Origin of the sequence: Streptococcus mitis, assembly GCF_000722695.1 — a bacterium.
Lineage (GTDB): Bacteria > Bacillota > Bacilli > Lactobacillales > Streptococcaceae > Streptococcus > Streptococcus mitis_O.
The window spans coordinates 23,995-49,818 of record NZ_JPFU01000009.1; the positions used below are offsets into that span (position 1 = coordinate 23,995).

Consider the following 25,824-nt stretch of genomic DNA (forward strand, 5'->3'; position numbering starts at 1 on the left):
GGTATTTCTGCCCTCTGTTTTAGAATAAGGAATGCCCTATGAAAAAATTATTTATACTCATATCCAACCTGCTTGCTAGTTTGTTCTTTGTTTGGGTATTTACCATTTGGACTGATACATATGTCTCCCATTATTACCCCAACGTTGTTGTACGTGATTCTTCCCCTGAAACAACTTTTCAGCATGTTGCTACACGCTTGGAAAAACTAGCAGAAGAAACGGATAGCTTTATTGCGATTCAACACCAAGATCCTAACTCAGAAGGTACTACAGTTTTTTCTTATACGACCTTTGGGGACGGAAAGTTGCCTGATGGGCTTCAGGAAAAAAATCTAGAAGATGCTCAAAGTAGTAGTGTTGAAACAAACTATTTTGTATTCGATGGAAACCTAGATATTCACTTGCTAAGAGAGGAGCTAAGTCAACTTGGCTTGACTAATATGCACCTGACAATTCCATCTAAACTATCTACGTTAATGGCTATCTTTAGTAACGGATTTCAGTTAATCAGTCTATTGATTTTCATCTTAACCTTTGTAGCACTGACTTTAATTAGTCAAATTAGCCAATTACGGTCGTCGGGCATTCGCCTCATTTCAGGAGAGAAACGGTGGTCCATTTTCCTTAGACCAGTTGGTGAGGATTTGAAAGGGATAGCTGTTGGTTTCAGTTTAGCTGGCGTGCTCGCCATTCTTATGCAAAAAATTCTGTCGCTTCCAACGCAATCCCTAATGACCATAGGAGAAGGCTTGCTCAGTTATAATCTCATCTTGTTGTCGATCTCCCTGTTTTTCGCTCAACTCTTCGCAGTTGGGATAAAAAAGATACACCTGATGCAGATTATAAAAGGGCAAGTGCCTGTCAGAGGAATCATTAGTTTGATTTTAATCGGTCAACTATTAGCGATTATTATTGTAACGCTGGGAATAGGGAGTAGCTTAAAGTATTCCCAAGCCTGGCAACAGCATCGGATTGGACAAGAGGCTTGGAGCCAGGAAAGGCAACTGATTACCCTATCAATCAGCCGTGAAGGAACGAGTCCTGGTTTTGATGAACAAGCTCAAAGGAAACTCAGAACTTGGTATCAATTGATGGATCTGGCTGTTTCAGAACAAAAGGCTTTCTTATCTAGACACCAGTTAATTGACCGTACTTTGCAAAATGGCATGGCTTCCTCCAAAAACTTGGCAACCTCTACAGAATGGCACGATTACAGCCCGAATGGCAATGTCCTTATCGTCACACCGCAATACTTGGAGCGTCAAAACATTCCTGTAGATACAACTATTGAGCAAAAGATGAATCACCTTGATGTAGGGGAGTTTGTCTTATTGCTGCCTGAACACCTCCGTTCAGAGGAAGAACATTATAAATCTGTTTTTGAAGACGACTTAAGCAGTCGCATATCTAGTCAAGATGAACGACAGCAAATGACTGCTACGGTAGGTTATTTGGAATCAGGTCAGGATCGTTTTGTGTATAATACGACCCCTATTTCTTACCAGCAGTTTTTGAAAGATCCAATCATCATTGTTATAACACCCCAATCAACTGGTCCACAGTCCATTGTGTTTTGGGTAGACGCAGTACAGAACTACGTTCTCTTTAATCAATTGTCTGATGCCCAGGAGCTTATCCAGAGACAAGGCATTGAAAATTGGGTCTCAGAAATGCAAACAGGTTACCACAACTACATCACATTATTGGATAATATCCAGAGGGAACGTTGGGTAATGCTAGCAGGAGCTGTGCTTGGGATTGCAACTTCAATCTTGTTGTTTAACACTATGAATAGGCTCTACTTTGAAGAATTTAGACGTGCCATTTTTATCAAACGCATTGCAGGTCTCAGGTTCTTAGAAATCCATCGCACTTATCTCTTTGCTCAACTGGGTGTATTTTTACTGGGATTTGTTGCGAGTGTATTTCTTATGGTAGAGATAGGAGTTGCTTTCTTAGTCTCGTTACTCTTTACTGGTCTATCTCTTTTACAGTTACATGTCCAAATGCAGAAAGAAAACAAGATGTCCATGCTTGTTTTGAAGGGAGGTTAATATGATTGAACTTAAACAGGTGAGTAAATCTTTTGGAGAACGAGAGTTATTTTCGAATCTTTCAATAACATTTGAGGCTGGAAAAGTCTATGCCTTAATTGGTTCAAGTGGTAGCGGAAAAACAACCTTGATGAACATGATTGGGAAATTAGAATCTTATGATGGCACGATTTTTTATCGAGGTAAAGACTTGGCCAATTATAAATCGAGTGATTTTTTCCGTCACGAATTGGGCTACCTCTTCCAGAACTTTGGCTTAATTGAAAACCAAAGTATTGAAGAAAACCTTAAGCTAGGTCTCATTGGTCAAAAGTTGAGTCGGTCGGAACAGCGGTTGAGGCAGAAGCAGGCTTTAGAACAGGTCGGCCTGGCTTATCTTGACCTAGATAAGCGCATCTTTGAGTTATCGGGCGGAGAATCGCAACGGGTTGCCTTGGCAAAAGTTATCTTAAAGAATCCACCCTTTATTCTGGCAGATGAGCCAACAGCTTCAATAGACCCAGCAACCTCTCAGTTGATTATGGAGATTTTGCTATCTCTTCGAGATGATAATAGGCTAATCATTATCGCAACACATAATCCGGCAATTTGGGAGATGGCTGATGAAGTGTTCACGATGGATCGTCTGAAATAAAAATCCTTGTTTTTAATTGCACGATGAGTTACTGAAATATTATCATGAATCAATAATTGGAGTTAATTTAGAATTGTACTTTATTAATATTGAGGTAACTTTTTCTTGATAAAGGAAGAAATAGTGGAGAGGAAGTTAGATTGAAAAAATTCGACAATTATATTATTGATAAGCCTTGCGATTCTAATTCAGATAAACTGTAAAAAATCTTAATAATTGAAAGTTTGGTAGATGATATTTTGCAATTTTCTCTCAGAATCAATAATAGTGTAGGAGAGATTTTCCTCCTACAACCGTTTCAAAAGAAATATTTACCCATTGGGAGAAGATGTTGCAGTGGATAATGTGTTACTCACTGAAAAATATAATTTTCAACTAAAAGATTTTGAAGGATTCATTTCAAAATAAACAATAATTAAAGAATAAGAAAAATCCTCCGTTTCAAAGAGTAGGGAACTCTTTGAAACGGAGGATTTTTTTCTATAGGGCTTTAGCTGCTGCAATTGCGGCTTCGAAGTTGGGTTCAGAGTTGATATTGTCCACGTATTCAACGTAGCGAATAGTGTTGTCGGTATCGAGGACAAAGACTGTGCGTGCCAATAGGTGCCATTCATTAATTAAGAGAGCGTAATCACGTCCAAAGGAATGGTCGAAATAGTCTGAGAGCATGATGGCATTTTCAATTCCCTCAGCACCGCACCAACGTTTTTGGGCAAAGGGTAGGTCCATGGAAACAGTTAATACGACCGTATTGTCCAGTCCAGCCAGTTCTTCATTAAAGCGACGCGTTTGAGTTGAGCAGATACCTGTATCGATAGAAGGCACGACACTCAAGACTTTTTTCTTGCCATCAAAATCAGCCAGAGATTTTTTAGAAAGGTCAGTTGTAGTGAGTGAAAAATCAAGCGCCTTGTCGCCGACTTGTAGTTGTTTACCTGTAAAGCTCACAGGATTTCCGAGAAAAGTTACCATAAGATACTCCAATCTTTTTTCTTCCATTGTAGCTGAAACAGTAAGAATTTTCCAATGATTTGACCGAAAATATGGGCATAGAAAAAACGCCAATTCGGGAAAAAATGACGTTTTTCAGAGTATTATTTTGCCAATCCTTCAGCAATCTTGTCAAGGTTGTATTTCATCATGTTGTAGTAGCTGTCGCCTTCTTTACCTTGTTCTGCGATAGAGTCAGTAAAGATTTGAGCGTAGATTGGGATGTTTGTGTCTTGTGAAACAGTCTTCATTGGACGGTCATCCACACTAGATTCTACAAAGAGTGAAGGAGTTTTTGTTTGGCGAAGTTTTTCAACCAAGGTCTTGATTTGGTCAGGAGTTCCTTCTTCTTCAGTATTGATTTCCCAGATGTAGGCACTTGGGACACCATAGGCTTTAGAGAAGTATTTGAAGCATCCTTCGCTGGTTACGATCAATTTCTTCTCAGCAGGGATATTGTCGAATTTAGCTTTAGCTTCCTTGTCAAGTTTATCTAGCTTATCAGTATATTCTTTGAGATTTTTTTCGTAGAATTCCTTGTTGCTAGGGTCTTTAGCGCTCAATTGTTTTGCGATATTTTTAGCAAAAATCATCCCATTTTCAAGGTTAAGCCAAGCGTGTGGGTCTTCTTTACCTTTTTCGTTTTGTCCTTCAAGGTAGATAACATCAACGCCTTCACTGACTGCAAAGTAGTCTTTGTTTTCAGTTTTCTTAGCATTTTCTACCAATTTTGTAAACCAAGCATTGCCACCAGTTTCAAGGTTGATACCGTTATAGAAAATCAAATCAGCTTGAGAAGTTTTCTTAACGTCTTCAGGGAGTGGTTCGTATTCGTGTGGGTCTTGACCAACAGGAACGATACTGTGAAGATCAATCTTGTCACCAGCAATATTTTTAGTAATATCAGCGATGATTGAGTTTGTAGCAACAACTTTTAGTTTTTGACCAGAAGCTGCATCTTTTTTTCCGCTAGCACATGCTACAAGAGCAATGACGGAAAGAAAGAGAACGAGTAATGTACCTAATTTTTTCATTAGATCCTCCAATTTATTGGGGTTTTGCCCCTTATTTTAACAAATGTTTATTTTTCAGTTTCAAATATCGTTGTTTTGGAGCGATAAAGAAGCTAATGAGAAAGAAACTAGCGGCTGTGAGCACGATACTAGAACCTGCCGCAACGTTAAAGCTATAACCGATAAAGAGCCCCAAAACTGAAGCTGTCGCTCCAAAGGTTGAGGAAAGGAAAATCATACTTTTCAGACTATTAGCATACAGATAAGCAGTTGCAGCTGGGGTAATCAGCATGGCTACAATCAGGATAGTTCCGACACTTTGCATGGCTGTCACAGACACCAGAGTCAGGAGTACCATGAGAAGGTAGTGATAGAAATTGACAGGCATTCCCATGGCTTTAGCCAAGAGTTCATCAAAGGAAGTGATCAAGAGTTGCTTGAAGAAAATCCAGATTAACAAGAGAATGGCTGCCCCCACACCCATAGTAATAAACATATCCGTATCTTGGACGGCCAGAATATTACCAAAAAGGATATGGAAAAGGTCAGTTGAACTTTTAGCGACACTAATCAAGATGATACCGAGGGCTAAGAAAGAAGAAAAGGTAATGCCGATGGCGGTATCGCTTTTGATAATCGAGTTCCCCTTGATATAGGTAATGATGATAGCAGCTAGCAATCCAAAGACAATGGCTCCGATAAAGAAATCAAGGCCCAAGATAAAGGAGAGGGCTACACCTGGTAAGACAGCATGTGAAATAGCATCTCCCATGAGTGACATCCCGCGTAGGATGATGAAACATCCCACAGCTCCAGCTACGACCCCGACGACAATGGCTGTTATCAAGGCATTTTGTAGGAAATGGAATTTTTGCAATCCATCAATAAATTCTGCAATCATAGGTCACCTCCATTGAAAAAGAGTCGATTACCGTAAGCTTCTTTTAGATTGGTTTCGGTAAAGGTTTCTTTGGTCGGACCAAAGGCGATCACTTCTCGATTAACAAGTAAGACTTGATCGAAGTAGTGGGGAACCTTGCTGAGGTCATGGTGGACGATGAGAACCGTCTTACCAGCCTTTTTCAGATCTCTCAGCGTATTCATGATGATTTCCTCACTGACTGAGTCAATCCCAACAAAAGGTTCATCCAAGAGGATATAGTCGGCTTCCTGCACCAAACATCTGGCAATCAAGACCCGCTGGAACTGACCTCCAGACAGTTGACTGATTTGCCGCTCAGCATAGTCAGCTAGGCCGACGATTTCAAGGGCTTCCTCTACTTTTTTCCAATGTTTAGCATTTAAACTGCGAAAGAGAGGAATAGAGGGAAATAGTCCTAGCGAGACACATTCCTTGACCTTGATGGGAAAGTTGTAGTCGATATTGATTTTTTGTTCGACATAGGCAATTCGGTGTAAGGATTTTTTAACTTCCTTGTCATCGAGAAATGCCTGACCTTGATGTGGGATAATTCCCAGCATACCTTTTAATAATGTTGATTTTCCAGCACCGTTTGGACCAATGATTCCGGTAATTGTTGGTCCTTGGAGCACTAGTGAAATATCCTTAAGTGCCAACGTTTCTTTATAGGAGACACTGAGGTTTTCGATACGTATCATAAACTTATATTCCTCCTGACTCTTAATATACATTAAAAAAAAATTAAGTCAAGTTAATTTTTCAAAAAATTAAAATATTAACAGTAAAACATTTAAGTTTCTTTAATCTTGTATTTTAATTGCATTCCCAGGTAATTTTTGTTAAGCTAAAAACAAGTACAAATGAAAGCGAGAACAAGATGACACGTTATCAAGATGATTTTTATGATGCAATCAATGGAGAATGGCAGAAGACTGCTGAAATCCCAGCAGATAAGTCTCAAACTGGAGGTTTTGTTGATTTAGATCAGGAAATTGAAGACCTGATGCTGGCGACAACAGACAAGTGGTTGGCAGGAGAAGAAGTGCCTGAGGATGCTATCTTGGCAAACTTTGTCAAATACCACCGCCTAGTTCGTGATTTTGACAAGAGAGAAGCTGACGATATCACACCTGTTTTGCCTCTCCTTAAAGAATTCCAAGAATTGGAGACTTTTGCAGATTTTACAGCTAAACTAGCAGAGTTTGAGCTTGCAGGAAAACCTAATTTCCTTCCTTTTGGTGTATCGCCAGACTTTATGGATGCCAGAATCAATGTTCTATGGGCAAGTGCTCCAAGCACGATCCTGCCAGATACGACCTACTATGCAGAAGACCATCCTCAACGCGAAGAGCTCTTGACTCTTTGGAAAGAAAGCAGCGCAAATCTTCTCAAGGCTTATGATTTCTCTGATGAAGAAATTGAAGACTTGCTAGAAAAAAGACTAGAATTGGATCGTCGAGTTGCGGCAGTGGTTCTCTCTAATGAAGAAAGTTCAGAATATGCCAAACTCTACCATCCATATGCTTACGAAGATTTCAAGAAATTCGCGCCTGCCCTACCTTTGGATGACTTTTTCCAAGTCGTTCTTGGACAAGTACCAGACAAGGTTATTGTAGACGAGGAACGTTTCTGGCAAGCAGCAGACCAATTCTATAGTGAAGAAGCTTGGCCTCTCCTCAAGGCAACCTTAATTTTAAGTGTTGTCAATCTTTCAACTAGCTATTTAACAGAAGAAATCCGTGTCTTGTCAGGTGCTTACAGCCGTGCGCTTTCTGGAGTTCCAGAAGCCAAAGATAAGGTCAAGGCAGCTTATCAACTAGCACAAGGTCCTTTCAAACAAGCCTTGGGGCTCTGGTATGCCCATGAAAAATTCTCTCCAGAGGCCAAGGCAGATGTGGAGAAAAAAGTGGCAACCATGATTGATGTCTATAAGGAACGCTTGGCCAAGAATGACTGGCTGACTCCAGAAACTCGTGACAAGGCTATCGTCAAACTCAATGTCATCAAGCCTTATATTGGTTACCCAGAAGAATTGCCAGAACGTTATAAGGACAAGGTAGTGGATGAAATGGCTAGCCTTTTTGACAATGCTCTAGCCTTTGCGCGTGTGGAAATCAAGCACAGTTGGAGTAAGTGGAACCAGCCTGTGGACTACAAGGAATGGGGCATGCCTGCTCATATGGTCAATGCTTACTACAATCCACAGAAGAACCTGATTGTCTTCCCAGCGGCCATTTTACAAGCACCTTTCTATGACTTGCATCAGTCATCTTCTGCTAATTACGGTGGTATTGGGGCAGTTATTGCCCATGAAATTTCCCACGCTTTTGATACCAATGGAGCTTCCTTTGATGAAAATGGTAGCCTCAAGGATTGGTGGACAGAGAGCGACTATGCTGCCTTCAAGGAGAAAACACAAAAAGTTATTGACCAATTTGATGGACAAGATTCTTATGGAGCAACCATTAACGGTAAATTGACTGTGTCAGAAAACGTGGCTGACTTGGGAGGAATCGCTGCAGCGCTTGAAGCAGCTAGGAGAGAACCAGACTTCTCAGCAGAAGAATTCTTCTACAACTTTGGTCGCATCTGGCGCATGAAAGGTCGTCCAGAATTTATGAAACTCTTGGCTAGCGTCGATGTGCACGCACCAGCCAAACTCCGTGTCAATGTACAAGTACCAAACTTCGATGATTTCTTTACAACCTATGATGTCAAAGAAGGAGACGGTATGTGGCGTTCACCAGAAGAGCGCGTGATTATTTGGTAATGCAAATAAGCAAGTAAAACTCCTATCATTATACCTTCCCTATCTATGTACACCCTAAAAAGTTAGATAGAATAATCTAGCTTTTAGGGTGTAGTTCATAGGGATTATGAAATTGAAGTCTTTTCTTATTTTAAAATTCATAGTAAAATATCCCTCTGTATCAAGATAACAGGAGGATTTTTATGTCTCAAAAGACTATCAACATAGGCTACGCCCGTGTATCTACTCATAAGCAAGACCTAGGATTGAAAGTGCAAATCGAAGCTCTCAAACATTGCGATAAACTTTTTATAGAAAAGGAATCTGGTGCAAATAACACTCGTCCTGAACTTACAAAAGCCTTAAAACTGGCCTCTGACTTTTCGAAAGATGGCAAGCAGGTTACTTTCACTATCTATAAGTTAGATAGATTGACTCGATCTATGTTTAAGCTACTAGAACTTATTGAACTATTTAATGAATCTAATATTCACCTAGTCAGTTTGCATGAAAAACTAGAGACAGGTTCTCTTATTGGCAGGTTACTTTGCATCATTTTAGGCTTTGTGGCAGAAAATGAGCTGGAAAATCTGAGGTTTCGCACAAAAGAGGGACTTCGAAAAGCTAAGGAAAATGGTGTTAGATTAGGAGCAAAACGGATTTCAAAAGAAAAGGAGGAGCGCATACTTAACAAATATCTACATTCAAATATAAGCATACGTAATATTGCAAAAGCTGAACAAATTTCTACATCAACCCTATATAAAGTGTTAGAACGTAATAAAGTGGCGAACAATCGTCAAAAAAAACGGAAAATCATTGCTAAAAACAGGGAAAAATGGTAGAATGAAGCCGTAAATTTGTTTCGATTAACGACCGTTTGATAAAACAGTCAAAACAACAATATGAATATTTTAAAAAATGCGAGTTTAACAGTGTTTTTAACCTGTATTAGACTGGTATTTTTTTGTGTATCGTTTAACGGTCGTTACGCGATACACTTAGTTCCCTATCTCTAAAGGAGGTAGCTAGTTTTTGGCAACAAAAAATTTAAAAATTATTAAGATATGTAATAGTATGATAGCTGTATTGTTCAGTTAATGGATGAAGGTTCATTTAAGGCTTCTATCAAGAACATTAAATGTTTAGAGAATGAGTTGGCTCAAAATTTTGCTTTTGTGGTCTTGAAAGGAAGTTGATTTTGTCATTTTATAAGCCTAAAAAGGCAATTTTATATTCCTGAGGAGGAAAAATTATGAATAAACTCACTAAACTAGGTATTGTTACCTTTTCTGCTGTCACTCTTAGTGCTGTAGTGCCAACTTTGGTGCATGCCGAGGAAAACGTTGCGCCGCAACCAAATGCTGCCGCGAGACCAACTATTCAACCAACACTCACACCAAAACCCAATAATAACTGGGTTGATTATAGTATGCTCGACCCAATTGCTAAACCAAAACCAAAGCCAGGCAAAGAAGTTTCGAAACCTGCTGAAAAGCCAGTAGAAGAGCCCGCGCCTGTCGAAAAACCTTCAACCGAGGGCAACATTCTTGCAAACGGAACAGATGAAGCCATCGCAGAGGACAAGAAAAATGCTGAGATCGAGAAAAAATACAACGTCGATCCAACCAATCAGCTACCCGAGCCAGGACTGCCAATCATAACGCCTGAACCAGAACAACCTATAACAGATTCTGAAGAGATGAAGAAGATGGTGGCGGAAGATTTGGCATACAAAGCTGGCGCAGTCATGTCTATGACTAAAGAAGAGAACGACAAGATTGTATCTGAAGCAAATCAAAAGCTTTACGCTCTTTCTGGAATAGATGCTGATAAACTTCTAAACACGCCAATTCCCGGAACAAATGGGCAAGGCTTTCCTACTTTAGCAGACTGGACTTATCGAGAATACGAAGTCCAAGCAGATTTCTTGGATGCTGATCGTGTCCAAAAATATGGATACACTACTGAATCCAGGATTGATAGTCCAGAACACGCAACAGTTAGATCATTACGGTTCGATACCGATAAAGATGATGCAGATGGAATACTAACAGCAAAAAAATTTTCCGACTACACTTTTAGCCACGTCGTAAAAGCAACTACAGACCATCCAGATATCGACCCAGATCCAAAAGTTGTCAGAGTTAGTTATGATGCAGCCTATGCTTTGCGTGGTTCTGGTTACAAAAATGGTAAAGGAGATAATCTTTTTCGCTACTATTTTATTTACACTAAAAATAAACCAGTAGAAGAAAAACCAACAACGAAAGATCCGCAACCAGCGGAAACGGAAAAACCTGCTGAAATTTCGAAACCAGCGGAGACAGTTGAACCAACTGTGCAGCCGAAACCAGTTGAGAAGAAGCCGGTTGAAAATAAACCAGCTGAAACACCCGTTCCATCTCCAAAACCAGCAGAAAACCCTCAACCAGAGGTTAAACCAGTAGAGCAACCACAACCCGCTAAACCAGTGGAACCAGCTAAAAATGCTGGATTGCAAAAGATTCCTTATAGAACTGACCAGCCAAAACGTTGGTTTAATAACGGAACAGGTCGCCCTACTCTAACAACCAACGACCTTGCGGCTCCACTTCCTGCTGAAAATGTAGAAAAAACATCTTACGGTTGGTGGACAGCTGAACCAGACTTGCTTCATGCAGGCTCTCATATAAAAGTAAATACTTTTAATTCGAATTTCAATAATCCGATGTTTGAAAACGGTAAAGAGATAAAATTTGAAGGTAGCGGATTTGGAGATATGGACAGTAGGTTTAAACCTGCTCTTGTTCGAGTAAAAGTTCCAGAGTTGGAAGGAATGAACTACGAAGCTTATACAATCTTCTATGAAGTTCCTAATAAAAATGGAAAACCAACTTACGGAACAAATCGAACTCTCCAAGGTGGTGGTATCTCTTTGAGTATCAAATCGAAAGAGAAGAAAGAAGATATCCAGGTTTATACACTGACTAAGGATAAAAAACTAGAAGAACTTTATTATCCAGGATTCCCAAGTGAAGAAACAAATCGCTATGATGAGAAAACTAAAACTCATTCATACAATCTATTTGGTGAGACCTACGATACTTACGTTTTCTTGTTTAAGAACCCTGCTGAAAAACTAGCTGAGCAAGTAAAACCTGAAGTTAAGCCAAGCGAGCAACCTAAGCCAGACAAGCAACCAAGTGTTCCTACTGTTCCAGCTGATCAACCACAACCTGCTAAGCCAGAGAAACCAGCAGAGAAGCCAAGCGAACAGCCTAAGCCAGACAAGCAACCAAGTGTTCCTACTGTTCCAGCTGATCAACCACATCCTACTAAACCAGAGAAACCAGCAGAGAAGCCAAGCGAGAATCCAAGTGCTTCTGAAAACCCAGTTAACCCAGCTAACCCAGCAAAACCAGAAGTGAAACCTGCAGAACAACCGCAGGAAAATAACATAAAATCGGTGAGAAAATGGCGACTAGCTGACGGAAGCTTTCATGAACACCCTATTCTTACTTACGCAGATATTGTAGCACCACTCCCTATCAGTGATATGAAGCAAACTCCTATCAATGGAATATGGACTGCTGAAAAAGATTTTGTCAATAACAAACCACGATTAACTCTGTTTTGGGGCAGTGGGAATAGGTATTTCGAAGAAAATGGGAAGGAATTTTCTCGTGAAGAATTGATGAAAAGCACTATGTATATGTATCCGATTCGAGTGAAAATTCCAGAATTGGAAGGTAGAAACTATGAAGCGTATACAATTTATACAGGTATTTTGGATGGAAAAACAAGAAAGGTTGAACTAAACAAAAACACTAACATCACAGGTGAAGGTTACATGGTTTTCCGCACTAAAAAAGAAGACAATGACGTGGAAGTCTATCAATTTTCGAAAAATAGGCAGTTAGCACCACTTTATAGCAGCCGTCAGCTAAATGAGAGAGGAAGAAGCGTGGGAGAGTTTAGTTTATCTGCAGAAGTTTATCAAACTTACGTTTTCTTGTTTAAGAACCCTGCTGAAAAACCAGCTGAGCAAGTAAAACCTGAAGTTAAGCCAAGCGAGCAGCCTAAGCCAGACAAGCAACCAAGTGTTCCTACTATTCCAGCTGATCAACCACAAACTACTAAACCAGTGGAACCAGCAGAGAAGCCAAGTGAACAGCCTGTAAATCCAGTTACACCAGTTGCTCCAATAACACCGACAACTCCCGTAACGCCTACGCTTAATCCAGCCATCCCAAACAATACTCGTGTTCTTTCGAACAAAGCTGGAAGCGTTCGAGTACATGGTTCAGAAGTAACACTCAAAAATGTCAGCTATATCAAGGTAGAAGAAACCAAGTCGACTTCACTTGAATCAAAAGACTATAAGGCCTTCGACATTCATTTATATGACGCAAATGGTAAAGCTATCCAGCCAAACGGCATGGTTCTAGTAAGTCTTTCTGCCGATAAGCCAGTTGAAAATGTCTATTATGTTGCTCCAGACGGTACTTTACAAGCATTGAAGTTCAAACAAGATACAGATAAGGTGACTTTTGAAACCAATCACTTTAGTATCTATGCTATGACTTTTAAAGTTGCCGCAAGCCGTGATAACGGAGGTAGTACAACTCCTGTTCCAGTTGTAAATAGTAGTAATACTCCAACAACCACAGAACAAAAAGGAAATGACGTAAATAGTACAAAAACTCAAGCTGAGCCGTTAGCAACTAAGACTGAAACTATTTCGAAACAAGTAGCTAAGACTTTGCCAAATACTGGAGAAAATAACTCAATTCTCGCCACCCTATTTGGAATGTTAACTCTAACTGCTGGATTATTTAGCTTTCGTAAGAAGTCAGAATAACCCAAATTCATAGTTTATATATCAATTATTTTAGACTGTGAAAAAATCAATTTGAGGAGATGATTTAGAAAATCTTTTCATGATAAAACGCATAATATCAAACTTTTCTACACTTGATATTATGCGTTTTTTATAATTCTAATACTCTTCGAAAATCTCTTCAAACCAGGTCAGCTTCGCCTTGCTGTAGATATGGTTAATGACTTCGTCAGTTCTATCCACAACCTCAAAACAGTGTTTTGAGCTGACCACGTCAGTTTTATCTGCAACCTCAAAGCTGTGCTTTGAGCAACCTGCGGCTAGCTTCCTAGTTTGCTCTTTGATTTTCATTGAGTATTAAATTACGATATCTATTGTCATCATCTTTCTAGAAAAAAGGATTGAAAGTTTTTTCGTGAGCGATGGTTGTAGCTGGACCATGTCCTGGATAGACATCGTAGTTTGGTAGGGTGAAGAGTTGGGTCTGGATACTGTGAAGAAGTTGCTCCATACTACCAGTCGGAAGATCGGTTCGTCCGATGGTTTCACGGAAAAGAGCATCTCCTGTCAAGACTAGGTGAGCATCAGGAAAGACGATAGAAACGCCGCCGATAGAGTGACCTGGTGTTGGCAAGACGGTGAAACGAAATTCCTCCAGTTGATATTCCTTATGAAAGACAAAGGTGTGTTCAGCAGGTTCTGCGACCACATCTGCCATATCATCATGACGAGGGAGACCAGAGAGGTTATCGACAGGAGTATAGAGCCAGCTAGCTTCGCTCTCTGCGATATAGACAGGAGGATTGCCAAAAGTTTCGCGAACCAAGTCCAGACTCATGATATGGTCGTAATGGGCATGGGTCAAGAGGATAGCGCAGATCGGTTTATTGATCTTCTCGATTGTCTGACGAATGGCTTCCCAATGGCTGCCAGGATCTACTACGATGAGGTGCTTTTCTCCTTCTAGGTAATAGGTGTTTTCATAGGCAACAGGATTCACAGTTTTATGGATTTTCATATTGGCTCCAATCTCAAAGAATGTACTAAATTAAGTATAGCACAGTTGGGGAGAATAAGCTTAAAAAGGAAATAATTCTAGAAAGAAGAAGACGTTTTGGATAAGAAAAATAAGCCTCGAGTGAGTTTGAGGCTTAAACTACTTTAATTGCCAGCGTAATATTTTTGGATTCCCTTGACAATCCCTTCAACCAGTTTATCTTGGTAGTCACTACTACGGATTTTTTGGTTTTCTTCTGGATTATCCATATATCCCATCTCTAGCAAAACAGCTGGTTTGGCTGTTTCGCGAAGAACAGCAAAGGTAGCTTGCAAGAGCCCAGCATCCCTAGCTCCAGTTTCAGCTAGCAGTGAAGAATGGATATCAGCTGCGAGACGATTACTTTCACTCATCCGTTCAGGATTGTTGTGCCAATCCTTGTTAATCTTGCTAGGGAAACCAGATTCTTCCTTGTAAGAATAGGTCTGGATACCTAGATTAACAGTTGTATCATTCCCTTTTGCGTTGAAATGAAGGCTGATGAAAAAGTCAGCATTGGTCTTGTTAACCATGCGAGAACGTTCGGTAATAAAATCAACGTCTATATCGCTATCTCGAGAAGTGAGAACGGTGTAGCCGAGTCCTTCTAGTCGTTTACGTAGCTTACGATAAACTTGTAGGTTCAAGTCTTTTTCAGCTATGCCATAGTAATAAGCCCCGCGGTCCTTGCCACCGTGTCCTGGATCTAGAAAAATAGTTTTAGAGTAATGTCCTTTTTGAAAACCTTGTGCTAATTCACGAACCCATTTTCCATTCCCTTGGAAGAGTTGGTTTTTACCATCCACTGCATAGGTTCCTGTGACATACACACCATCGTCCTTAAGATAGTACCAAGCTTGATAGTCTGGGTCGTAGATCCATTCCTTGTGGGCCATGTAGCCACCAGATTTGAGGTAGTAGGAACCAATCCATTGTTTTTGGGCGTAGCGTCCGCCAGATTTGAGGTAAAACCAACTAGAGTAGTTTTGGTCGTAGACCCATTCCTTATCTGCCATAGCACCGCTAGATTTGAGGTAGTAATCGTCTTTCCAGACATTGGCCAACATTCTACCGTAGTCATCAAAAGCATACCAATTACCATTGATTTGGCTCCATTTGTCGGATAAATATTTACCTGAACCATTGATATAGTACCAATTACTTCCCATCTGGTACCAGCCGTTTTCGAGCAAATATCCATTACTATCAAAGAGATAACCATCATAGAGAGTATCTGTAAACTTGACCCCAGTTTGACTATAAAAAGTCCATTTGCTCCCTTCTTTTACCCAGCCAGTCTGTATAGGTTGATTGGGTTTGCTTTCTTGCTCACTTGAACTAGCTGTACTTGTCGAAGTTTCTCTACTAGCTTGAGAATTGCTAGCAGAAGTAGTTGTAGAACTACTAATATGGTTACTAATAGAATGACTCGTATCATCAGCCGAAACGACTTGGTTTGATAAGCCAAGAACAGCCAAAGCTAAAAGTGTCAGTCTTTTTTGTGATTTCATGTTGTTTACCTTTCTAGAAAGATGAAAATTCAGTAATGATCGTAAAAAACTGTTTATATTACCATTATACACTAAAAAAGTTAGAAAATTACTAGAATATAAAATCTTTTCTTATTGAAAAAGAAGAATATAATTTCATTTCACTAACTTTTAACGTAGTTAATACTAAAATAAAGTTAGATGAAAATCAGATGGTTTTATTATTTTGGTGTAAATCTTATTTCATCTTCCTTCCCAACAAATTGAATAAGGATTATAATCCTCTTTTTCTAGTTTTCATATTCTTAAAAAAGTGATAAAATGGTAGGAAGAATTGGAGAGTAGAGATGCCAAAAGAAGTTAATTTAACAGGCGAAGAAGTTGTCGCTTTAACCAAAGAATATTTAACGGAAGAGGATGTCCATTTTGTCTATAAGGCCTTGGTCTATGCGGTGGAATGCCATAGTGGTCAATACCGCAAATCAGGCGAGCCTTATATCATTCACCCTATCCAAGTGGCGGGTATTTTAGCCAAACTTAAGCTAGATGCCGTAACGGTAGCTTGTGGTTTCTTGCATGACGTGGTGGAAGATACTGATGCGACCTTGGACGATTTGGAAAGAGAGTTTGGTTCTGATGTGCGCGTGATTGTCGATGGGGTTACCAAGCTTGGTAAGGTCAAATACAAGTCTCACGAGGAGCAATTAGCTGAAAATCATCGCAAAATGCTCATGGCCATGTCTGAGGACATCCGTGTTATCTTGGTCAAACTGTCTGACCGCTTGCACAATATGCGGACCCTGAAACATCTTCGAAAAGATAAGCAGGAGCGCATTTCCAAAGAAACCATGGAAATCTATGCCCCGCTTGCCCATCGTTTGGGGATTTCCAGTGTCAAATGGGAATTGGAAGACCTGTCTTTCCGTTATCTCAATCCTACGGAGTTTTACAAGATTACCCATATGATGAAGGAAAAGCGCAGAGAGCGTGAGGCCTTGGTGGATGAGGTAGTTACGAAGCTAGAAGACTATACGACAGATCGTCACCTAAAAGGGAAAATTTACGGTCGTCCCAAGCATATTTACTCGATTTTCCGCAAAATGCAGGATAAGAGAAAACGGTTTGAGGAAATCTATGACCTGATTGCCATTCGTTGTATTTTGGATACCCAAAGTGATGTTTATGCCATGCTTGGTTACGTGCATGAGCTTTGGAAACCGATGCCAGGTCGCTTCAAAGACTATATCGCCAACCGCAAGGCCAATGGTTACCAGTCTATCCATACGACTGTTTATGGACCAAAAGGGCCAATCGAATTCCAAATTCGAACTAAAGCCATGCACGAGGTGGCTGAGTACGGGGTTGCGGCTCACTGGGCTTATAAGAAAGGCATTAAGGGGCAGGTTAACAGCAAGGAATCAGCTATTGGGATGAACTGGATTAAGGAGATGATGGAGCTCCAAGACCAGGCTGATGATGCTAAGGAATTTGTGGACTCTGTCAAGGAAAACTATCTGGCTGAGGAGATTTACGTCTTTACCCCAGATGGAGCTGTTCGTTCCCTTCCAAAAGATTCAGGACCGATTGACTTTGCCTATGAAATCCATACCAAAGTCGGTGAAAAAGCAACTGGTGCTAAGGTCAATGGTCGCATGGTTCCACTGACAACCAAGCTCAAGACAGGGGATCAGGTTGAAATTGTCACCAACCCCAACTCCTTTGGACCTAGCCGTGACTGGCTTAACATGGTCAAGACCAGCAAAGCGCGCAACAAGATTCGTCAGTTCTTTAAAAACCAAGATAAGGAATTGTCTGTCAACAAGGGTCGTGAAATGCTGATGGCTCAGTTCCAAGAAAACGGCTATGTGGCCAATAAATTCATGGACAAGCGTCATATGGACCAAGTTCTGCAAAAGACCAGCTACAAGACAGAAGAATCCCTCTTTGCGGCCATTGGTTTTGGAGAAATCGGTGCTATTACCGTCTTTAACCGTCTGACTGAAAAGGAACGTCGTGAGGAAGAACGTGCCAAGGCCAAGGCGGAGGCGGAAGAACTTGTCAAAGGTGGCGAGGTCAAGGTTGAAAATAAAGAAACCCTCAAGGTCAAGCATGAGGGTGGTGTGGTCATTGAAGGTGCTTCTGGACTCCTTGTGCGGATTGCCAAGTGCTGTAATCCAGTTCCTGGTGATGATATTGTTGGCTACATTACCAAGGGGCGGGGTGTGGCTATTCACCGTGTGGACTGTATGAACCTGCGTGCTCAAGAAAACTATGAGCAACGTCTCCTTGATGTGGAATGGGAAGACCAGTACTCTAGCTCAAATAAGGAGTATATGGCTCATATCGATATCTACGGCCTCAACCGTACAGGACTGTTGAATGATGTACTGCAAGTTCTTTCAAACACAACCAAGAATATCTCAACAGTCAATGCTCAACCAACCAAGGATATGAAGTTTGCTAATATCCATGTGTCCTTTGGCATTGCCAACCTCTCTACACTGACTTCGGTTGTGGACAAGATTAAGAGTGTGCCAGAAGTCTATTCTGTCAAACGGACCAACGGCTAATTGCCCTTGCTCTTACTAGAAAGGCTATTATGAAAATCATTATCCAACGGGTTAAAAAAGCCCAAGTCAGTATTCAAGGTCAGGTGCAGGGGAAAATCAATCAGGGACTCTTATTGCTGGTTGGTGTTGGACCAGAGGACCAAGAGGAAGATTTGGACTATGCTGTGAGAAAGCTTGTCAACATGCGGATTTTTTCAGACGCAGAAGGCAAGATGAACCTATCTGTCAAAGATATTGAAGGAGAAATCCTTTCTATTTCTCAGTTTACCCTCTTTGCGGATACCAAGAAAGGCAATCGTCCAGCCTTTACAGGCGCAGCCAAACCTGATATGGCATCGGACTTCTATGATGCTTTCAATCAAAAATTAGCGCAAGAAGTACCCGTTCAGACAGGTATCTTTGGAGCGGATATGCAGGTTGAGCTGGTCAATGATGGACCAGTTACTATTATTCTTGATACTAAAAATAGATAAGAAAGACCAAGCCCAGTAAGCTTGGTTTTTCTCATCTATCATAACATACTCCAAAATGGAATCGGTTCTTGATAGGCTTGGGGAAAGTCTCTTTTCAGGCTTTGGCTTATGCGGTAGGAAGGGATGAGATGTCCTAGGATGAGGAGACTTCCCTGAAGAAAAAGTGGAATACCGCTTAAAAAAATCAAGGAGAGAATCATCAGACTATCCCATAGGAGGATTTGTAAGGCAAAACGCCAGAGCTTCGGTCTAATCTGGGAATAGAGTTGACTAAAGTGGTCACAAAGTTGGTTGGAAAGATAGGTCAATAGCACAGGATGAAAGAAAATGAGCCAACCGCTATAAATCAAAATCCAATCCCAAGTAAGCCCCTCTTTAAATGTCAAAAATACCAGCATGATTCCATCAATGACAAGGAGTTGAGTTGTTTTGATGAAGATGATTTTTTTCATGCTAAAGCCTCCTTTTCCTTAGAGACACTCCCATAAAGAGATGTGTTTGTCGTAAAAGTCTAGATAGTTTTCTCTTAGGTAGTCCGCCGTCCTATAATATAAAGTAGAATGACAAGCAGTGATGATTGGCATAAGAGATAAAAAACGATGAGAACTAACGAAGGTTAAAAGGACAAAAAATAGAAAATCAATGGAGAGAACTCCTAAATAGTAGAAGCGAATCTTTTTATTGATTTGAGGATAAATCTCAGCGAATTGATGTTTGAGTCGGACAACCAAGCGAAATAGCAGGAGTCCCTGAGCAAGGAGGAAAATAAAACCAGTGAGCAAGAGCCAGTCGAAAACTGTCTCGTGTCTAGTACCAAAAAATGTAAATAGTAGCAAATCAATGACTGCAATTGCTACAAAATGGATTCTAAAGAGTTTTTTCATGACAAGACCTCCCTCTTTTATCTATCTTCATTCTACTCCAAAAGAATGGGAGTTACAAGTAAAATGATAAAAAATTTTAGTAAGGAGATTCTATTAGATTTCTTTATTTGATTTCCTTCTTATTGTTCCACCTCTTCATCATTCCAGACAAACAAAGCTCCGATTGCATTGAGGATATAAAAGATGTATTTACCGATATTGGCGAAATTCCCTTGAATACCAGCCTTTGTCAGCTGAACGAAATTGTAAATCAACCAAAAGCCCCACTGAGTTGTCAGTTTCAATGCGTTCAAAGCATTGGCAATGAGGGATAGTGCAAAGGCAATAGTTGTTACGTAGGCGAGGAGATTCATCTTGCCCCCATAGCCGATATAGTTGGTCACAAAGGCAAAGAGGAAGGCGATGATTGAAATGATGATGGCTGCCAATTTTAGCTGTTTTTGGCTCATTTGGTTGGGTCTGCCTTCTTGCGAAGCTTCCCATTTCTTTATAGCAAAGGTATAAATGAGGAAAGTGACAGGATATGTGATAATGGCCGCCTTATTTCCAAGGATATAATCAATGGTGCCAGACAAAATCGTATTGACAATGCCAAAGTAATTTCCCCATTTGCTTAATTTTCCCGTGAAACGAGTGGACAACATGGAAATCCCAACGTTGGTTACGGAAATCAATCCAAAAGGAACAAGAGCAGTCCATGGTCCCCAGTCTACAAATTTGTCGAGACGTGAGTTGAGGTAACCAGATGCAATCGCAATCCCAACGACCAAAGCAACCCCGAAGAGGTCAAACCATTTGGATGTCGCAAAAATTTTTAGTGATTTTTCATATATTAAAATATCTTTCTTTTTTTACAAATATTCTACAACTAAATGAAAGTAAAATCAAATGATAGAAATAAAACCCTGAAAATAAAACTTTCAGGGTTGGTTGGGATACTTGAGAAATTAGTCGATTTTCTCGACGTAGAGTTGTTTGGCAATGTCCATACTTACTTGTAAATCCTCTTCTTTACTGAGGATAGTGAAAGTATTGCTGAAGCCATCAAACTGCTGGACTTGGAGCTGGTCGCCGATGTGAAGTGAGTGCTTATCCAGATAATGGAGAATGTCAAAACTATCGTGAACCCGAGTCAGGCGGTAGGCGCCAGCCTCCTTGATATCAGCTAGTGGGAGGTTGTTGATTTCAACCAGGAGTTCTCCCTTGGCAGGAATAGTTCCTCCGTGGGGGCAGGTCTTGGGGAATCCAAGCAATTTTTCTAGTCTCTCCACGAATAGATCAGAGACAGTATGTTCCAAGACCTCAGCTTCCTCGTGAATCTGGTCACTCGTATAGTCTAAATGATGGACTAGAAAAACTTCAATCAAGCGATGTTTACGGTAGAGCTCAGAGACCAATTTGAGGCCGATGTCAGTCAGTAGATAGCCACATTCCTTGTCCTTGAGGATGAGATTTTCGCTCTTCATCCGTTTAATCATTTCAGTTACGGCAGGGGGAGAGACTTGCATACGAGCCGCAATTTCCTTGTTGGTAATCTTATGCAAATCTGTGCCAATTTCATAAATACATTTTAGATAATCTTCTTTATTCGGGGTCATTCGTTTCCTCTTGTCTAATCTCTTTATCTAGTATATCAAAAAAAGCTAGATTTCTCTAGCTGTGACTTTTTATGTTATACTTATTGCAAGAGAAAAAACGAGGAGATGAATATGACAAAAATAGCTCTTCTTTCAGATATTCATGGAAATACTACAGCCTTGGAGGCTGTTTTGGCAGATACTCGGCAGCTAGGAGTGGATGAATACTGGCTTTTGGGAGATATTCTCATGCCAGGGACAGGGCGTAGAAGGATTTTGGACTTGTTGGCTCAACTACCGATTACAGCTAGAGTTTTGGGAAACTGGGAAGATAGTCTGTGGCATGGTGTCCGCAAGGAACTAGATAGTACTCGTCCCAGCCAACGCTATCTCTTGCGCCAGTGCCAGTATGTTTTAGAGGAAATTTCCCTAGAAGAAATTGAACTGCTTCACAATCAACCCCTCCAGATTCATCGTCAGTTTGGGGATTTGACGGTAGGAATTAGCCATCATCTGCCTGATAAGAACTGGGGACGAGAGTTGATTCATACTGGAGCGCAAGAAGATTTCGACCGCTTGGTGACCAATCCGCCTTGTGATATTGCTGTTTATGGTCATATTCACCAGCAGTTGCTTCGTTACGGGACTGGTGGGCAATTGATTGTCAATCCGGGTTCGATTGGGCAACCTTTCTTTCTAGATGCTCAGTTGCGGAAGGACTTGCGGGCCCAGTATATGATTTTGGAGTTTGATGACAAGGGCTTGGTGGATATGGACTTCCGACGGGTGGACTACGATGTGGCAGCCGAATTGCAGCTAGCTAAAGACCTGAAACTTCCCTATTTTGAGGTTTATTATGAAAGTCTGGTCAATGGGATCCACCATACTCATCATCAGGAATTTCTGAGAGAATTGGCCCAGAAAGAGGGCTATGATAGGGAATTAGATGCTTGGTTAAAAAGTGGTAATGATTGACATTACAACTAAAAAGGGTATAATAATAGAAAAAGAAGAGTAGAGGCAGGGTAGCCTCGTAAAAAGGAGAAGAGCATGCAAATTCCAAGTAGATTTACCATTGCGACTCATATGCTGATTATTATCGCTCTCAAGGGGAAGGAAAGAAAGGTGACCAGTGATTTTCTGGCTGCTAGTGTCGGGGTCAATCCTGTCATTATCAGAAAGACCTTGTCCCAGTTGAAGAAGGCAGAGCTGATTTCAGTAGCGCGTGGAACAGGTGGAACAGAGATTGTCAAGGATCTCAGGGACATTAGTCTTTTAGATGTTTATCAGGCGGTTGAGTGTCTTGGTAAGACAGGTCAACTCTTTAGTTTTCATGACAATCCAAATCCAAATTGTCCAGTTGGAGCTCATATTCATGATGTTTTGGATCAAAAATTGGAGAGAATCCAGCTGGCTATGGAGGCTGAACTTGGTCAGACTAGTTTAGAGCAAGTTGTGGCTGATGCAGAGAGTCAGATGAAGGAGTGAATTCTTCTTTAAAGCAAAAAGCTTATGAAAAGGCAAAAACCTTATCATAAGCTTTTTATCTATTCTTCCAGGCTTGGTAACGGGTATCAATCAATAATTGAGTGAGGCGTCCCATGGTTTCCCTTTCTTCTGGAGTGAGGGATTGCGCTTGGATAAAGAGATGATGAATGTGTTCAAGTGCCTTGAAGGAAGATAGGTCATTGATAGAAGTAATACCAGAATCAAGAATGGTGCCAAAGAAGAGGTCTAAGTAGAGCTGGAGTTCCTCGTCAGGGACTGTGGCCACCCACTCCTTGAAGGTTGTGTCTACTTGTTGACTATCACTGTTGGTCTTATCCAGTTGAACGAAGTGCTTGTCCTCAATTTGCCAACTAAAGGTATCGTGCTGGGCGATACCACCTAAGGCAGTACTGTGCACGATGATTTGCTGGTTAGGGATTTCCAGCATCATACCGATAATGGAACCTTGTGGGATGAAGACCTTGGTTCTATCCATTATCCTTTGATAGCCCTCGGTTTGTGTCAGTTCTTTATGGAGACCAGGCGCATCAAAGGTATAAACTGCTGTGATTTGATTTTGCAAGCTTTGCTCAATTTGACTAGCAGCATAGATGGCTAGATTTCCTCCCTTGGAATGCCCGGCCAGAATGACCTTCTGCTTAGGATGGTGGGCAAAAAAGTTCTTTAAATAGCGAAGGGCGTGCTTTTGAGCAGGAATTTCCTTCATATAGGTCAGGTGGAAATCTTCCTTCCAACCAATGATACTATCATCTGTCCCACGAAAGACAATCAGATAGGTATCGAGAGTGAGGCGGTAGGTCATAGCCGCAAATTGTTTTTGCAGTTCAGGGTCGATGTCGTTGATAAAATGGGAGAGTTTGCAATTTTTGAAGCGTTTGTGTCGAGCTAATTCATCCAATAATTGGAGCCGATTTTTACTGGTCAACATGTTCGATTCTCTTGGAACCTGAGGTGCTAGGTCTAAAAGTCGCATAGGAGTTGTGGAGACCAAATTATCAAAGGAGAGATAGGTGATTTCTGTTAAGGCTAGAATATCTAATTCATTCAAAGGAAGGTCGTAAAAGGAATCGTGTGCGACATCTTTCAGATAATCAAAAATATTGGCCATAAGAACTCCTTTCTGTTTATTTATCTTATCAGATTTCCCTCAAATTAGCTAGTAGGATTGCCTCACTATGTTGGCTAAAAACAAGCTATGTCAAATTCAGTTTCAGACCTTCGAGCATGGAAAAATCTGTTATAATAATAGAAAAGGAGGAGCGCATGCACAAGATTTTACTAGTAGAAGATGATCAAGTTATTCGTCAACAGGTCGGAAAAATGCTCTCTGAATGGGGATTTGAAGTGGTCTTGGTAGAAGACTTTATGGAAGTTTTGAGTTTATTTGTTCAGTCGGAGCCTCATCTGGTCCTCATGGATATTGGCCTGCCCTTGTTTAATGGTTATCACTGGTGTCAGGAAATTCGCAAGATTTCCAAGGTGCCTATCATGTTTCTGTCTTCCAGAGACCAGGCTATGGATATTGTCATGGCAATCAATATGGGGGCGGATGATTTTGTGACCAAGCCTTTTGACCAGCAGGTTCTTTTAGCCAAGGTTCAGGGCTTGTTGCGTCGTTCCTATGAGTTTGGGCGTGACGAAAGTTTACTGGAATATGCTGGTGTTATCCTTAATACTAAATCCATGGATTTACATTATCAAGGGCAAGTCTTGAATTTGACCAAGAATGAGTTTCAGATTTTACGCGTTTTGTTTGAGCATGCAGGCAACATCGTAGCGCGTGATGACCTGATGCGAGAACTTTGGAACAGTGACTTTTTCATTGATGATAATACCCTCTCAGTTAATGTGGCTCGTTTGCGCAAAAAATTAGAAGAGCAGGGTTTGGTGGGATTTATCGAGACCAAGAAAGGGATAGGGTACGGACTGAAGCATGCTTGATTGGAAACCATTTTTTCTAGCCTATCTGCGTTCCCGTAGTCGTCTGTTTGTTTATCTGCTTGCTTTAGCATTTCTAGTTTTGCTTTTTCAGTTTTTATTTGCAAGTTTAGGAACTTACTTTCTCTACTTTTTCCTCTTATGTTGCTTTGTAACCATCTTATTTTTCACTTGGGACATATTGGTGGAGATGCAGGTTTATCGTCAGGAAATTCTCTACGAGGAGAGAGAAGCCCAGTCTCCTTTGGAAGTAGCTTTAGCAGAAAAATTAGAAGCGCGTGAGATGGAACTCTATCAGCAAAGGTCAGATGCCGAAAGAAAACTGACGGATTTGCTGGATTACTATACCTTGTGGGCCCATCAGATTAAGACTCCAATTGCAGCCGGTCAACTCTTAGTTGCAGAAGTAGCCGACCGTCAATTGAAGCAGCAACTGGAACAGGAAATTTTCAAGATTGACTCCTATACAAACTTGGTTTTACAGTATCTGCGTTTAGAAAGTTTCCATGATGATTTGGTCTTAAAGCAGGTTCAAATCGAGGATTTGGTTAAGGAAATAATTCGTAAATATGCTCTTTTCTTTATTCAAAAAGGCTTAAATGTCAATCTACATGACCTTGATAAAGAAATCGTGACGGATAAAAAGTGGCTGCTAGTGGTTATTGAGCAAATTATCTCAAATAGTCTCAAGTACACCAAGGAAGGTGGTCTGGAGATTTATATGGAAGGCCAGGAACTCTGTATCAAGGATACGGGAATCGGGATAAAAAACAGTGATGTCCTCCGAGTCTTTGAACGTGGTTTCTCAGGATATAATGGACGCCTAACCCAGCAGTCATCTGGACTTGGACTTTACCTATCCAAGAAAATTTCTGAAGAACTGGGGCACCAGATTCGTATTGAGTCTGAGGTCGGGACAGGAACGATAGTGCGGATTCAGTTTGCTCAAGTGAACCTAGTCCTTGAGTGAGAAGAGACAATGAGTTTTTACCCAATCTCTTTTTGCTATATTTCAGGATATTTGAAGACTGTTTTTTACAAAACCAATAATAGAATTTTTAATACGGAATATAGTATAAATACTGGTTCAAAGTGAAGTTTTGTATGCTTTATACTTTTGTTGAGTATAAAATCTATAAACTAAAGGTGAATTACAAAAATTA

At 40.6% G+C, this 25,824-nt stretch carries 23 protein-coding genes and 1 pseudogene; 12 read left to right on the forward strand and 12 right to left on the reverse strand.

Going from position 1 to position 25,824, the window contains the following annotated elements; genetic code table 11:
• The first annotated feature begins 38 nt into the window (after positions 1-38).
• The 3 genes and pseudogenes from SK629_RS03280 to SK629_RS03290 all read left to right on the forward strand — a co-directional run.
• Positions 39-2,054, forward strand: coding sequence for a bacteriocin-associated integral membrane family protein (locus SK629_RS03280; RefSeq protein WP_042900558.1), 2,016 nt, complete (start codon positions 39-41; stop codon positions 2,052-2,054).
• 1 nt (position 2,055) lies between these two features.
• Positions 2,056-2,688, forward strand: coding sequence for an ABC transporter ATP-binding protein (locus tag SK629_RS03285; protein ID WP_042900559.1), 633 nt, complete (start codon positions 2,056-2,058; stop codon positions 2,686-2,688).
• Between the two features lie 140 nt (positions 2,689-2,828).
• A pseudogene (locus tag SK629_RS03290) lies at positions 2,829-2,987 on the forward strand (competence protein ComA); the annotation flags it as partial.
• A 181-nt stretch (positions 2,988-3,168) separates the two neighbouring features.
• On the opposite strand, the gene tpx reads toward SK629_RS03290, so the two are convergent.
• The 4 genes from tpx to SK629_RS03310 all read right to left on the reverse strand — a co-directional run bounded on the left by tpx (position 3,169) and on the right by SK629_RS03310 (position 6,311).
• Positions 3,169-3,660: a thiol peroxidase gene (gene tpx / locus SK629_RS03295; RefSeq protein ID WP_042900560.1), complete on the reverse strand. Its 492-nt coding sequence runs from the start codon at positions 3,658-3,660 to the stop codon at positions 3,169-3,171.
• Positions 3,661-3,782: 122 nt separating this feature from the next.
• Positions 3,783-4,712: a metal ABC transporter substrate-binding lipoprotein/adhesin PsaA gene (gene psaA / locus SK629_RS03300; RefSeq protein WP_042900561.1), complete on the reverse strand. Its 930-nt coding sequence runs from the start codon at positions 4,710-4,712 to the stop codon at positions 3,783-3,785.
• A gap of 31 nt (positions 4,713-4,743) precedes the next feature.
• Positions 4,744-5,592, reverse strand: a complete 849-nt coding sequence (locus tag SK629_RS03305) for a metal ABC transporter permease (RefSeq protein ID WP_000559786.1) — start codon at positions 5,590-5,592, stop codon at positions 4,744-4,746.
• Entirely contained in the window at positions 5,589-6,311 is a 723-nt protein-coding gene (locus SK629_RS03310) for a metal ABC transporter ATP-binding protein (RefSeq protein ID WP_042900562.1), read from the reverse strand. Before SK629_RS03310 ends, SK629_RS03305 begins: the two co-directional genes overlap by 4 nt.
• Before the next feature lie 179 nt (positions 6,312-6,490).
• On the opposite strand from SK629_RS03310, the gene pepO reads away from it, so the two are divergent.
• From pepO to SK629_RS12335, 3 genes are all read left to right on the forward strand, one after another.
• On the forward strand, positions 6,491-8,383 hold the full coding sequence (gene pepO / locus SK629_RS03315) for an endopeptidase PepO (RefSeq protein WP_042900563.1): 1,893 nt from the start codon (positions 6,491-6,493) through the stop codon (positions 8,381-8,383).
• Between the two features lie 182 nt (positions 8,384-8,565).
• Positions 8,566-9,207 carry a recombinase family protein gene (locus SK629_RS03320; protein ID WP_000078992.1) on the forward strand — a complete coding sequence of 214 codons (642 nt, stop codon included), beginning with the start codon at positions 8,566-8,568 and terminating at the stop codon, positions 9,205-9,207.
• Between the two features lie 410 nt (positions 9,208-9,617).
• Complete coding sequence (locus SK629_RS12335; RefSeq protein ID WP_050492342.1) at positions 9,618-13,205, forward strand: LPXTG cell wall anchor domain-containing protein; 3,588 nt, start codon at positions 9,618-9,620, stop codon at positions 13,203-13,205.
• A gap of 138 nt (positions 13,206-13,343) precedes the next feature.
• On the opposite strand, the gene SK629_RS12590 is transcribed toward SK629_RS12335, so the two are convergent.
• The 3 genes from SK629_RS12590 to SK629_RS03345 all read right to left on the reverse strand — a co-directional run bounded on the left by SK629_RS12590 (position 13,344) and on the right by SK629_RS03345 (position 15,731).
• The gene (locus SK629_RS12590; RefSeq protein WP_042900564.1) at positions 13,344-13,535 is read right to left on the reverse strand and encodes a hypothetical protein; all 192 of its coding nucleotides are present in this window, start codon (positions 13,533-13,535) and stop codon (positions 13,344-13,346) included.
• Positions 13,536-13,572: 37 nt separating this feature from the next.
• Positions 13,573-14,202 (reverse strand): MBL fold metallo-hydrolase, encoded by a 630-nt coding sequence (locus SK629_RS03340; protein ID WP_042900566.1) that lies wholly within the window; start codon positions 14,200-14,202, stop codon positions 13,573-13,575.
• Positions 14,203-14,345: 143 nt separating this feature from the next.
• A complete protein-coding gene (locus tag SK629_RS03345; RefSeq protein ID WP_042900567.1) occupies positions 14,346-15,731 on the reverse strand; it encodes an N-acetylmuramoyl-L-alanine amidase in 1,386 nt (461 codons plus the stop codon).
• Positions 15,732-16,057: 326 nt separating this feature from the next.
• Here SK629_RS03345 and SK629_RS03350 point away from each other — a divergent pair, with 326 nt between their 5' ends.
• Both SK629_RS03350 and dtd read left to right on the forward strand, forming a co-directional pair.
• Entirely contained in the window at positions 16,058-18,280 is a 2,223-nt protein-coding gene (locus tag SK629_RS03350) for a RelA/SpoT family protein (RefSeq protein WP_042900568.1), read from the forward strand.
• A 29-nt stretch (positions 18,281-18,309) separates the two neighbouring features.
• Entirely contained in the window at positions 18,310-18,753 is a 444-nt protein-coding gene (gene dtd / locus SK629_RS03355; RefSeq protein ID WP_042900569.1) for a D-aminoacyl-tRNA deacylase, read from the forward strand.
• Between the two features lie 38 nt (positions 18,754-18,791).
• Here the strand turns inward: dtd and SK629_RS11275 are convergent, their stop codons facing one another.
• From SK629_RS11275 to SK629_RS03385, 4 genes are all read right to left on the reverse strand, one after another.
• Positions 18,792-19,205 carry a hypothetical protein gene (locus SK629_RS11275; protein ID WP_080710193.1) on the reverse strand — a complete coding sequence of 138 codons (414 nt, stop codon included), beginning with the start codon at positions 19,203-19,205 and terminating at the stop codon, positions 18,792-18,794.
• An 18-nt stretch (positions 19,206-19,223) separates the two neighbouring features.
• Positions 19,224-19,637 carry a hypothetical protein gene (locus SK629_RS03370; protein ID WP_042900570.1) on the reverse strand — a complete coding sequence of 138 codons (414 nt, stop codon included), beginning with the start codon at positions 19,635-19,637 and terminating at the stop codon, positions 19,224-19,226.
• 119 nt (positions 19,638-19,756) lie between these two features.
• Positions 19,757-20,407 (reverse strand): nicotinamide mononucleotide transporter, encoded by a 651-nt coding sequence (locus tag SK629_RS03375; RefSeq protein WP_042900572.1) that lies wholly within the window; start codon positions 20,405-20,407, stop codon positions 19,757-19,759.
• Between the two features lie 177 nt (positions 20,408-20,584).
• Positions 20,585-21,235 carry a metal-dependent transcriptional regulator gene (locus SK629_RS03385; RefSeq protein WP_042900573.1) on the reverse strand — a complete coding sequence of 217 codons (651 nt, stop codon included), beginning with the start codon at positions 21,233-21,235 and terminating at the stop codon, positions 20,585-20,587.
• Positions 21,236-21,346: 111 nt separating this feature from the next.
• On the opposite strand from SK629_RS03385, the gene SK629_RS03390 reads away from it, so the two are divergent.
• Both SK629_RS03390 and SK629_RS03395 read left to right on the forward strand, forming a co-directional pair.
• Positions 21,347-22,189 carry a metallophosphoesterase family protein gene (locus SK629_RS03390; RefSeq protein ID WP_042900575.1) on the forward strand — a complete coding sequence of 281 codons (843 nt, stop codon included), beginning with the start codon at positions 21,347-21,349 and terminating at the stop codon, positions 22,187-22,189.
• Between the two features lie 75 nt (positions 22,190-22,264).
• The gene (locus SK629_RS03395; RefSeq protein ID WP_042900576.1) at positions 22,265-22,702 is read left to right on the forward strand and encodes an Rrf2 family transcriptional regulator; all 438 of its coding nucleotides are present in this window, start codon (positions 22,265-22,267) and stop codon (positions 22,700-22,702) included.
• Between the two features lie 55 nt (positions 22,703-22,757).
• On the opposite strand, the gene SK629_RS03400 is transcribed toward SK629_RS03395, so the two are convergent.
• Positions 22,758-23,831: a DUF2974 domain-containing protein gene (locus SK629_RS03400; RefSeq protein WP_042900578.1), complete on the reverse strand. Its 1,074-nt coding sequence runs from the start codon at positions 23,829-23,831 to the stop codon at positions 22,758-22,760.
• A 155-nt stretch (positions 23,832-23,986) separates the two neighbouring features.
• Between SK629_RS03400 and SK629_RS03405 the strand changes: the two genes are divergently transcribed.
• Both SK629_RS03405 and SK629_RS03410 read left to right on the forward strand, forming a co-directional pair.
• Positions 23,987-24,664, forward strand: a complete 678-nt coding sequence (locus SK629_RS03405; protein WP_000548991.1) for a response regulator transcription factor — start codon at positions 23,987-23,989, stop codon at positions 24,662-24,664.
• Entirely contained in the window at positions 24,657-25,631 is a 975-nt protein-coding gene (locus SK629_RS03410; protein WP_042900579.1) for a sensor histidine kinase, read from the forward strand. The genes SK629_RS03405 and SK629_RS03410 overlap by 8 nt, the downstream gene beginning before the upstream one ends.
• Positions 25,632-25,824 lie beyond the last annotated feature (193 nt).